The organism is Caldibacillus sp. 210928-DFI.2.18 (assembly GCF_020554505.1).
GTDB classification, from domain to species: domain Bacteria; phylum Bacillota; class Bacilli; order Bacillales; family Caldibacillaceae; genus Caldifermentibacillus; species Caldifermentibacillus hisashii.
The window spans coordinates 1-11,549 of the sequence record NZ_JAJCHL010000094.1 but is presented as its reverse complement, the minus strand read 5'-3'; the positions used below and the strand labels follow the sequence as shown (position 1 = coordinate 11,549).

At 38.1% G+C, this 11,549-nt stretch carries 9 protein-coding genes; 8 read left to right on the top strand and 1 reads right to left on the bottom strand.

The annotated features are described in order from the left end of the window. On the bottom strand, positions 1-321 hold a 321-nt coding region (locus LIZ98_RS15060), incomplete at its 3' end, for a hypothetical protein (RefSeq protein ID WP_375293590.1). Positions 322-698: 377 nt separating this feature from the next. Here LIZ98_RS15060 and LIZ98_RS15055 point away from each other — a divergent pair. The 8 genes from LIZ98_RS15055 (at position 699) to LIZ98_RS15020 (ending at position 11,361) form a co-directional block, all read left to right on the top strand. Then, positions 699-3,893, top strand: coding sequence for a DEAD/DEAH box helicase (locus LIZ98_RS15055; protein WP_227140119.1), 3,195 nt, complete (start codon positions 699-701; stop codon positions 3,891-3,893). 355 nt (positions 3,894-4,248) lie between these two features. Then, positions 4,249-4,413 (top strand): hypothetical protein, encoded by a 165-nt coding sequence (locus LIZ98_RS15050; RefSeq protein ID WP_227140120.1) that lies wholly within the window; start codon positions 4,249-4,251, stop codon positions 4,411-4,413. 462 nt (positions 4,414-4,875) lie between these two features. Then, positions 4,876-6,621, top strand: coding sequence for an adenine deaminase (gene ade, locus LIZ98_RS15045; RefSeq protein WP_227140121.1), 1,746 nt, complete (start codon positions 4,876-4,878; stop codon positions 6,619-6,621). 247 nt (positions 6,622-6,868) lie between these two features. Further along, the gene (locus LIZ98_RS15040; protein WP_227140122.1) at positions 6,869-7,774 is read left to right on the top strand and encodes a TIGR01777 family oxidoreductase; all 906 of its coding nucleotides are present in this window, start codon (positions 6,869-6,871) and stop codon (positions 7,772-7,774) included. Between the two features lie 100 nt (positions 7,775-7,874). Beyond that, positions 7,875-8,027, top strand: a complete 153-nt coding sequence (locus LIZ98_RS15035) for a hypothetical protein (protein WP_156103246.1) — start codon at positions 7,875-7,877, stop codon at positions 8,025-8,027. A gap of 160 nt (positions 8,028-8,187) precedes the next feature. Continuing rightward, on the top strand, positions 8,188-9,432 hold the full coding sequence (locus tag LIZ98_RS15030) for an aminopeptidase (protein WP_227140123.1): 1,245 nt from the start codon (positions 8,188-8,190) through the stop codon (positions 9,430-9,432). Positions 9,433-9,596: 164 nt separating this feature from the next. Continuing rightward, positions 9,597-10,424, top strand: coding sequence for a hypothetical protein (locus LIZ98_RS15025; RefSeq protein WP_227203116.1), 828 nt, complete (start codon positions 9,597-9,599; stop codon positions 10,422-10,424). Positions 10,425-10,578: 154 nt separating this feature from the next. Continuing rightward, positions 10,579-11,361 carry a Cof-type HAD-IIB family hydrolase gene (locus LIZ98_RS15020; RefSeq protein ID WP_227140125.1) on the top strand — a complete coding sequence of 261 codons (783 nt, stop codon included), beginning with the start codon at positions 10,579-10,581 and terminating at the stop codon, positions 11,359-11,361. Positions 11,362-11,549: the final 188 nt, after the last annotated feature.

The following is an 11,549-nucleotide window of genomic DNA, read 5'->3' as shown; positions in this document are numbered from 1 at the left end:
TTGTTTCATAAGTAATTGTTCTTGTTTGATATCTGTTATATCTTGTTTCATTAGTAGTTGTTCATGTTTCATTTCTGCTATATCTTGTTTCATAAGTAATTGTTCTTGTTTGATATCTGTTATATCTTGTTTCATTAGTTGTTGTTCTAATTTGATTTCTATTATTTCTTCTTTCATGCCGATAATGTCTTGTTTAACTTCACTGATGTCGGATTCCATTCGATTTAATCTGTTGTTCATTTCGTTTAAACCTGTTTTGATGTCATCAATTTCGTTTAATTTTGCAAGTATTTGTTTTAACAGTTCATTTTCCACCGGCATTCCCTCCTACTGATATTATAAGTAAATTTCGGACAAATACAAGCATGTCAAAAGTTGTAATTGATAGAGTTATTTTAACATACGGAACATTAGTTTGTCTATATATAATTTTATTTTTCCCAAGATTTAAGTAATAATTAGCTCCAAGGTTTTACGCTGCATTCACGACTATAAAAATATAATAAGTAATATATTTTTATGCTTAGCGGGATAACAAGTCAAATGATCTTTCATAGTTAAATAAATCAAGAGATCATATTGATTCAAAAAGGTGCTAGATAGATTAGGAGTGGCTCGAATGTATAAAGAATTCATGATAAAATGGACAATAATCATAGGAACGGAAAAAAAGAAATGAAAGGAAGGGGCGGTTTCCATTGGATATCAAACTGAATCATAAAATTATAAAAGACATGTGTGGGACCGTCTCCTTCAAACGGGGGGACGCTTTTTATCGGGCGAATAAAGTCATTTTTCATGAGGAGCAGGCCGAATTTGTTGCTGCAACCGTACAAGGGGCGGAAGATTTTTATGTCAAAATTGAAAAAGACGAAAAAGAAAATATTGACACGTCATGCAGCTGTTCTGCGCTTTTAAATTTTAGTAAACCGTGCCAACATGTGGCCGCGGTACTTATTGCGCTTTATGAACAGAATCGACAAGGAATGGCTTCTTATGGAAACGAAGAGACCGGCGACTTCACCGGCGACTTTTTGGCTCTATTTCAAAATAAGCCAGCCCGAACAAGCGGTCATCAACTTCATTTTGAAAAGAGAGAAGTACTGGACGTGCACTTCCGACTAAGTCCATTTTCACATGGACAGGATCAGTATTTATTCGGAATCGAAGTGAAAATTAATCAGACTCCGATTCCAAATATTCGCGGTTTTTTACAGGATGTTAGAGCTGGGAAAGCGAGTAAGCTATCTCCTGCATTTACCTATGATCCTAGTTTGCATTGTTTTATGAATGAGTCGGATACCGTTTTACATCAGTTGGTACGTGTGGCACGTGATGAAGCAGCCTTTTTAGAAGTATTACCGATAAAGTCGAAAAATGTGCCTCCACTGAGAACGTTATTGATTCCGCCATCTGCATGGGCAAGCCTGTACCCCCTATTAGGAAAAGCACCATTGGTCACGCTTGAACAGGAAGGGCAAGTATTTTCCGGATTAAACATTGTTGAGGGACCACCGCCGATTCAGTTTCAATTGGAAGAAAGTGAGCCATCTCAATATCAGTTGAAAATAACCGGTCTTGAACGATTGATTTTGATGGATGGTTACAGGTCCTTGTTATGGAAAGGAAAACTGTTTCAGTTAAAAGATGATTTTGCGCGATTAACGGGACTAATAGAATTGCTGGCTAAGTCCGGGACTGAACACCTACCCATTCCGGAGAAGCAGCTGGATCTTTTTTTAAAAAAGATCGTACCGGGCTTAAAAAGAATCGGGGAAGTTCGGCTGTCGAAACCGCTTTTGGAACGGATGATGAAAACACCGCTTGTGGCAAAACTTTACTTGGATCGGGTGAGAAATCGCCTGTTGGCCGGCTTGGAATTCCATTATGAACATGTGGTCATTCAACCGTTAGAAAGTCGAGAAAACATAACCGGTCCTTATGTCGTTAGAAATATTAAGAGGGAAGATGAAATTTTGGGACTGATGGAAACGAGCGGGTTTACAAAAACAGAAGGCGGCTATTTTATGCAAAATGAAGAATTAGAGTATGATTTTTTAGTACATATCTTGCCGAAACTGCAAAAGCTTGCTCAAATTTATGCGACAACGGCCGTCCGCAATCGTATTGTACGAGAGGTTCATCCGAAAATTCGAGTGAAAATGCATCAAGAACGCACCCATTGGCTGGAATTCAAGTTTGAAATGGACGGGATTAGCGACAAAGATATTCGCGGGATTTTAGCTGCCTTGGAATTGAAACAGAAATATTACCGGCTTCCGAATGGGTCTCTTCTATCCTTGGAGGCGAAGGAAATGGAAGTGATCCGTAAATTTTTAGCGGCTGAACCGGCACAAGACGACGGATATCAGTTAACTTTAGAAAGACCTATTTTAGAAAGTTTGAAGTTTCTTGACTTCATTCAGGATAGTCCTGTTTTTTCTCCAGAAGAATCGTTTTTGGCCTTTTTAGATCAATTGCTTCATCCGGAAAGCTTGGAATTTGAAGTGCCAAAAAGTTTGGAGTCAATTTTACGAGATTATCAAAAGGCGGGTTTCAAATGGATGAAGGCAATTGCTCAATACGGATTTGGCGGGGTACTTGCCGATGATATGGGATTGGGAAAAACATTGCAAAGCATTACCTTTATTGTATCTGAACTCACAAATATAAGGAGCCGAAAGTGTCCGGTTCTAATCGTGTGTCCGTCTTCATTAACATATAACTGGCTCAATGAACTGATGACTTTTGCCCCTGAAATTCAAGCAATTGTGATGGATGGGAATCAAATCGAACGAAAAGAGCTTCGGAAAAATCTACAAGATATCGATGTTCTCATTACATCGTATCCGATACTGTATAGAGATATCACGTGGTTTGAGAAGCAAGTCTTTCATACCGTGTTTTTTGATGAAGCACAAGCGTTTAAAAACCCTTTTACGCAAACGGCCCGGTCAGTAAAGAAAATCCAAGCAGATAACCGCTTTGGTTTGACCGGAACACCACTTGAAAATTCTATAGAAGAGCTTTGGTCGATTTATCATGTTGTTTTCCCTCAACTGTTTCAAGGGCTGGAGGCATATAGCCATCTAAGAACGCAAGACATTGCAAAGAGAGTCCGCCCGTTTATGCTCCGGCGGGAAAAAACAGATGTGTTGGCTGAACTTCCGGAAAAAGAGGAGTCGCTTGCTGTATCTGAATTGCTGCCGGAACAAAAGAAACTATATGCAGGATTTTTGGCAAAACTTAGAGAGGAGACTTTAAAGCACTTAGATAAAGAGACGTTCGATAAAAATAAAATTCGTATATTGGCAGGCTTAACGAGATTGCGCCAAATTTGTTGTCACCCGGGCTTGTTTGTTGAGGGCTATCAGGGCAGTTCAGCAAAATTCCAACAGCTTTTTCAAATTTTAGAGGAAGCAAGACGATCCGGTAGAAGGTTGTTGATTTTTTCGCAGTTCACGCAGATGCTGGGAATGATTGGAAGGGAATTGACCAGCCGCGGTCAAGCCTACTTTTATCTGGATGGCAGTACACCTTCAGAGGAACGTATAGAACTTTGCCGGCGATTTAATGAAGGTGAACGGGACTTGTTTTTGATTTCCCTAAAAGCTGGAGGTACCGGTCTTAATTTGACAGGAGCGGATACTGTGATTTTATATGACTTATGGTGGAACCCGGCAGTAGAGGAACAAGCTGCCGACCGGGCGCACCGAATTGGTCAGAAACATACGGTACAGGTCATTAAGCTAGTTGCACGCGGTACAATTGAAGAAAAAATGAATGAACTGCAGGCAAAGAAACGGAAGCTCATTGCAGATATTCTTGATGCTAATGAAAAAACCACATCCACCTTGACAGAGGAGGATATTCGGGAAATTTTAATGATATAAATTCCTTTGGTCCTCCTCATGTTTTTTTAGTTTACAAACGAAGACGGGTGCGGGATGTATTGCCCGTCTAACCATCAGTGTGGGGGATGGAGAAACCCCCGCTGATATGAAAGAAAAACGAGATAAATATACCCCGGAATTCAACAGCCCTGTCCCCTTATTCAACAGTTGTCGGGCGTCCGTAAAAAGTCCGTTGGTTGGATTGTTTTATTATTGATATCAGCTATTCAAATTGGTGGTTTTGTCTTATTAATTTGGTTGGATAACCGCTATGGAGAAACAGTCATTCATTTTAATTCTACGGTTCTGCCTTTCAGCTCTGATTTTTATTGGTGGTTCCATTTGGAGTAAATCGTTGGTACTGATTGTCATTCCAATATTTCTTTATTTACCGGAGTATGTTTTAATGTTTACACCGCTTAAGGAAGATCTGCAAATGGTTATTTCCCATTTAATTTCTTTATTAGGGATACTAATCTATTTATTTTTCGTAAATAGGAAAGAAAATCGTTTTGAGTAATAACTCACTTTGTTCGAATAACAATATCAAAATCAGTTTCTGCTCCAGAGTTGTCAGAAACTGATTTTTTGTTACACTTAGGAAATTATAAATCTCCGGCAAAGATACCAATTCAACATGGCTGGAAATTTATAAAATCTGAATGTATAAAAAAACAAACATAATAAATGTTGTTGCACTTGTTACTGGTGGAAGAAGTTTCTGATCCAGTTTTTTTCTAGTAAAGGACTGCCATGCAATCAGAGTTTGCAAATCTTTTTTTTAATTGACCCATATTTTTATGCCAATCTTTTCTCAAACAACAAGCAATTTGCTAACCCAATTAGGTTAGTTTTTCTTCCGCTTTTCTAACACAAATTAAAAATCCCTCTGAATTATAGACAAAATGGCAACTTTGTCAACATAACTTGTAATCTTTTATAAAAATGGTAAAATAATGAGTTAAAAACGGAGGGAACACAGATGAAAAATGAAATGGAATCATTAAAGAGAAGGATAGATGCAGCGAGCAAACGTGTGCCTGCTGATGTCGTAATTAAAGGCGGAAAAATTGTCGATGTATTTAATTTGACAATTAAACAGGCGGATATTGCGATAACAGATGGAATCATTGTTGGCATCGGGGAATATGAGGGGAAACACGTCATTGATGCAATAGGTCAATATATTGCTCCATCATTTATTGATGCCCACGTTCATATTGAGTCATCGATGGTTACCCCGAAAGAATTTGCCAAAGTTGTTTTGCCCCACGGTGTTACGACTGTTATTACCGATCCGCATGAAATTGCCAATGTCTCAGGAACAGAAGGAATTTCCTTTATGCTACATGATTCGGAAGGACTGGATTTAGATGTATTTGTCATGTTGCCCTCGTGTGTACCTGCAACCTCTTTTGAAAACTCAGGAGCAGTTCTGCAAAATGAACAACTGGAACCCTTTTATGCTCATCCGCGTGTGTTAGGACTTGCAGAAGTGATGGATTTTCCCAGTGTAAAAAATCATGATAAAGAAATGTTTAAAAAAATTGTATCAGCAAAAATACATCGGAATCAAATTGATGGACACGGCTCCGGTTTTGATGAGAACGGGATAAATATTTACCGGACAGCCGGAATCACAACCGATCATGAATGTGTTAACAGCGATGAAGTAGAAATGCGGATCGCCAGAGGAATGTATGTGATGATTCGTGAAGGAACAACGGCAAAAAACCTGAAACAACTAATCAAAATGGTTACTCCTTCTAATGCCAGAAGATTTTTATTTTGTACGGATGATAAACATTTAGATGATTTGCTTATTGAAGGCAGTGTTGATCATAACATTCGTTTGGCTATTCAATATGGCATGGACCCGATTCAGGCAATTCAACTTGCTACATTAAACGCTGCTGAATGTTTTTCCTTGAATACGAAAGGTGCAGTTGCTCCGGGATTTGAAGCAGATCTTGTCTTTTTGGAAGATTTGAAGACTCTTGAAATCGCAAAAGTTTTCAAAGCCGGAAAGTTGGTTGCAGAAGCGGGAACATTTACAGGGAAAATTGATGGTGCTCAGCCAATTCCTTCGAGGGAAAAATTAATGAAATCGGTTCGGGTAAATAAGATAAAAGAAGAAGACTTACAACTTGCCATGGGTGTTCATCAAAAGGCCTATATCATTGAAGTTATCCCGGATCAAATTGTGACGAATAAATTAATTGAAGAAGTTCCGGTACAAAATGGCATTTTTTCACCTGACGCAGAAAAAGATTTAGCTAAATTAGCTGTAATTGAACGGCACCATTTGACGGGAAATATTGGTTTAGGTATTGTGAAGGGGCTTGGATTGACATCAGGCGCGGTTGCTTCAACGGTCGGACATGATTCGCATAATTTGATAGTTGCCGGAACGAATGACGGGGATATCTTGAAAGCAGTGGAAGTAATCCAAGCCATTCAAGGCGGATTAGTTGTTGTTCAAAACGGGAAAGTGTTAGCCACTCTAGAATTAGCTATATCAGGACTTATGTCGAATAAACCTTATCCGGAAGTGCTGAAGGAGATCGAAAATTTGCACGCCTCCTTAGACCTTGTAACGAATGGTCGGCTGCCACATCTGTTTATCACACTTGCATTTTTAAGCTTACCGGTCATTCCGAAATTAAAACTTACCGATCAAGGGCTGTTTGATGTTAGCGAATTTAAGCATATTCCACTACTTGTATAAAGGTATATAGTTTCCACTTTATATTAAAAAAAGGAAGGGCACTCACTGCAGTCCAACCCTTTCTAACAATTCAAAATAATTACATCATTCATAAAAATTATGCTTTGATAAATATAATCTATTGAGATGTTTTGAACGAAGACCGAAGAATGGCGGATAAACCGGTTTTTTGTATCAATTGTCGTTCATTTAGCCGGAATAGTTTTTCAAAAGTCTGTAAATCATTTTAGCGGTAGGGGTGAGGGGCATGAAAATTGTTATTGCCGGAGGGCGCGGCTTTATTGGGAATAAGTTAACGAATTTTCTTATACAACAAGGGCATGAAATTATTGTGTTAACAAGAAGTGGAAATAGTTTATGTTCAAATGTGGAATATGTGACATGGCTAAACGGATCATCAAATCTTGAGGAAAAGTTAGAAAATACGGATGTCTATATCAATTTAGCCGGTGTATCTATTAATGACGGAAGATGGACAAAAAAACATCAGAAGGAAATTTACCAAAGTCGGATGGAAGCAACGGAAGAATTATTACGAATTATTAAGCTTTTGCCTCAGAAACCGGCGATCTTAATTAATGCAAGTGCAGTTGGTATTTACCCGTCTTCATTCGATGCAATATATACCGAAAAATCATCGGACAAATCGAATGACTTTCTGGCTAAGACCGTTATTGATTGGGAGAAGAAGGCAAAAGAAGCAGAACAATTCGGCATCAGAACGGTTTTTATGCGATTTGGTGTCGTACTTGGCAATGACGGTGGTGCATTACCCCTGATGACTTTACCTTATAAATTGTTTGCCGGCGGGACAGTTGGTTCAGGTAAACAATGGGTATCTTGGATTCATGTAATAGATGCCGTTCGGGCCATCGTGTTTGTTATGGAAAATGATCGTGTTCGCGGGCCAGTAAATGTCGTCGCACCAAATCCTGTTAGAATGGAGGAATTGGGTCGGACTATCAGCTTTGTATTAAGGCGACCTCATTGGTTCCCGGCCCCTTCATTTTTATTAAAACTTGTTCTTGGAGAAAAAAGTAAGCTTGTCCTTGAAGGTCAAAAGGTTTTACCGAGCGTGTTACTGGACGAAGGATTTGAATTCGAATTTCCCACCGTTGAAAAAGCATTGAAAGATTTGCTTTTGAAAAAATAATTGTTTACTATGAAAAATCTAGTTTCCTCTTGATCATGTATTGCATTTAAAATAAACGGATAAAATAAGGAAATCATTATACAGATTGGGAGGTAATTTTATGGCAAAAAAAGAAAGACTAAACGAAGAAGGTGCATTGAATAATAATTTAGGTTCATCTGTTTTACAAACAAATGATGAGCTGACCAAATTTCATAAACAACCTCTGCTAAAAAATTCAAACAATCAAACAGATAAAACAAATAAAAAATGAAAATTTACTATTTTAGGAATGGTTTTTTCCAGTTTCTACTATTATATATGTATTGAATTGGCGTTCAACAAAACAAAATTAATACATTGTCCAATACTTGCAGAAAATGGAAAACTATGTTGATATAGAATATGTACATATTTGAATGGAGGAATGACAAATGGTTTTGCCAAACTTTGAAAAGAATTTACAGAAATATGCGAAACTACTTGCTGTAAAAGGAATTAATGTGCAACCGGGTGACTGGGTAAAAATGACGATTACTGTGGATCAAGCCCCACTCGCTCGCTTAATTACAGAAGAAGCTTATAAATTAGGAGCCGAAAAAGTGATCGTAAAATGGGGTGATGATGCCATTGGTAAAATGCATTATCAACACCAACCGACAGAAGTACTAACGGATATTCCAAAATATGAAATTGAAGAAGTTGAAGATCATATCTTAAATCATCGGGTTAGTCGGCTTTCCATTGTTTCAAGTGATCCGGGATTATTAAATGATATTGATCCGGAAAAAATTACAGCATATCAAAAAGCAGCATCAAAAGCATTTAAGACACAATTGACAGCAACCCAAAATGATGAAGTTAAATGGACAGTTGCTGCTGCGGCCGGTGCAGGTTGGGCTGCAAAAGTATTTCCTGATTTAGCCACAACAGAAGAACAAGTTGATGCGTTATGGGATCAAATTTTCAAAACATGTCGTGTTTATGAAGATGATCCGATTACTGCTTGGGACCAACATGTAGAGACATTGAAGAAAAAAGCAGATAAACTAAATGAAATTCAGTTTAGTGCCCTCCACTATACAGCACCGGGAACGGATTTGACGTTAGGATTGCCGGAAAATCATATTTGGGCAAGTGCCGGAAGCCGCAATCCTAAAGGAGAAATTTTCATCGCCAATATGCCGACAGAAGAAGTGTTTACCGCGCCTGATACCCGTCGGATGGATGGTGTTGTTCGTAGCACCAAACCACTTAGCTATGCAGGAACATTAATTGAAGGAATTGAAGTTCATTTTAAAGATGGCAAAATAGTTGATATCTCAGCGGAAAAAGGAGATGCAGTTATTAAGAAACTCGTTTTTGAAAATGAAGGTGCGACAGGTTTAGGGGAAGTTGCGCTTGTTCCGGATCCGTCACCAATTTCTCAGTCAGGAATAACCTTCTTTAATACATTATTTGACGAAAATGCCTCTAACCATTTGGCAATTGGTTCTGCCTATCCAACGAATATAGAAGGCGGTACGAAAATGAGTGAAGAAGAGTTAAAAGCAAAAGGAATTAACACATCTCATGTTCATGTTGACTTCATGATCGGTTCCAGTGAAATGAATATCGATGGCATTAAAAAAGACGGCACAGTCGTACCCGTTTTCCGTAACGGGGATTGGGCGATTTAATGTAAAAAAGGGGGCGATGTCTATTCCCCCCTTTTTTCTATAAAAAAGTGCAAAAAAACTTATCTATACCAATAAAGACTTATTCATCACCGAATATGGTTGGTGCCGTAAAATTATTTACTTATTATCTGAATTTAACAAATGATATAGATGGGTTGATAAACATGGCTTGTAAAACTGAAACCGGACCAAAATATTTGGCTTCCGATTTGATTCGGGCAATTGCAGGCACGTGGATTTGTTTGCCACCTGAAAAATTTTCTTTCATGGACGTTTTCGGCAAAGTTCCCGGGCATCCGCACATTGTTGAGAGGCAACTGGGAACTGCAATGCTTGATATGATGTTTACTGGTCGCGAAATAAAAACATATATTCCAGTGGAAGAAGTTGCTAAAAAATTTAAAACTCATTTTCCGGAATTGTCAAGTAATATTGACACGCTTTTGCAGGGTGAACTGGAAAGAATTGAACAAAAGTTATCGCTGTTTCATTTTCGAATTGCTCATGTTCTACAGTTAGCTGAGCAAAATACGGATGGGAAAACGTATATGGCAGATGAAGATGCGTTTTTGTACTATGACGGTGATTCAGTCGCACTAACGGAAGCACAGGAATTGAAGATAAAAATGGTTGCCTATGCCATAAACAGATTTTTCACTGATGTCAATGCAGATTTGTTTAAAAAGGTACTCTATATGCAACCGATTGAGTACTTAAAACGTGCTTTTGCCGGATATGTTTATGAAAAACAAAATCTTGTTCTGACAGAAGAAGCTTGGCAGCGGGTTGTAGAGATTGACGACATCCATGTAATGCGTGTAATTTTGGCAAAATTGATTATTGATGATATCAGTGAAACTGATGATCATAAAGTCGAATCAGATTTTCGTAAAGCAATGCTGGAAAATAAAAAGATTATCGAGAAAATCATCGCTTATATGGATGATGAGCAGGCGATGAATGAAGTAGAAAGTTTCATAGATAAAAATTAAACAGTTTTCTCCTTCTCTCACTAAAAACAGGCAGAAAATGAAAGCTCGGACGCCCTGAGCTTTTCTTTTTTTATTCAATTTCTTAATAATTGTTGACATGAAATCCTTTTCAACGTTTAAACTAAGAGAAAGACATATTTTGAAGGTGAGTGCATTGACAAAAAATCGCAGTGTAATTTTTTTTGATATTGATGGAACGTTACTTGATTCTAACAAAAAACTACCCCATTCAACGAAAGAAGCCGTTTTTAAATTGAAGGAACAAGGGCATATAGTTGCCATCGCTACCGGAAGAGCACCCTTTATGTTTGAAAATTTGCGGAGAGAGTTGGGGATTGATACATATGTTAGTTACAATGGACAATATGTTGTATTAAATGGTAAAGTACTGTACAAAAATCCGTTGAGGACGGATGCTGTAGAAAAATTAACAGAAGCAGCACTGAGTCATCATTATCCCGTGGCATATATGGATCATAAAGATATGAAAACCAACATTCCGGAACATCCGTATGTGAAAGAAAGTATCAACACTTTGAAAATTGATCGCTATCCTTCGCTTGATCCGGAATATTATGTAGGGCGTGAATTGTACCAAGCGTTATTGTTTTGTCCTGAGGGAGAGGAAAAACAATATGAGACGGCTTTTCCGGAATTTGATTTTGTCAGATGGCATCCGGTTTCAGTTGATGTCCTCCCCAAAGGTGGGTCAAAAGCGAAGGGCATTGAAAAAATTATTGAAAAACTAGGCTTTCCAGAAGAACGGCAATATGCGTTTGGCGACGGTCTCAATGATATGCAAATGCTCTCTACCATTCATAATAGTGTTGCAATGGGGAATGCCGAAGAGAAAGTAAAATCTGTAGCGAAATACGTAACCAAGTCAGTGGATCATGACGGGATACAACACGGTTTGAAAATGATGGGGCTGATTTAATTTTCAAAGGTTGTTTTCAAAAAGTTGAAGCCAAATTTAAATGAATATGAACAATGGAAAATATGCAAACACATTCATTCCCTTCTCTGGATTAAAGGAGAATCATCATCAAGCGATTGTTTTTGAACAGTCGCTTTTTTATACGTTAAGAAAGTATAAATTTCCAGCAAAGAAGCGAATTCGACGTA

Bases quoted from the DNA above. Each gene is read 5' to 3' on its own strand.
- ade (WP_227140121.1), top strand. From the start codon at position 4,876: ATGAAAAATGAAATGGAATCATTAAAGAGAAGGATAGATGCAGCGAGC.
- LIZ98_RS15040 (WP_227140122.1), top strand. From the start codon at position 6,869: ATGAAAATTGTTATTGCCGGAGGGCGCGGCTTTATTGGGAATAAGTTA.
- LIZ98_RS15035 (WP_156103246.1), top strand. From the start codon at position 7,875: ATGGCAAAAAAAGAAAGACTAAACGAAGAAGGTGCATTGAATAATAAT.
- LIZ98_RS15030 (WP_227140123.1), top strand. From the start codon at position 8,188: ATGGTTTTGCCAAACTTTGAAAAGAATTTACAGAAATATGCGAAACTA.
- LIZ98_RS15025 (WP_227203116.1), top strand. From the start codon at position 9,597: ATGGCTTGTAAAACTGAAACCGGACCAAAATATTTGGCTTCCGATTTG.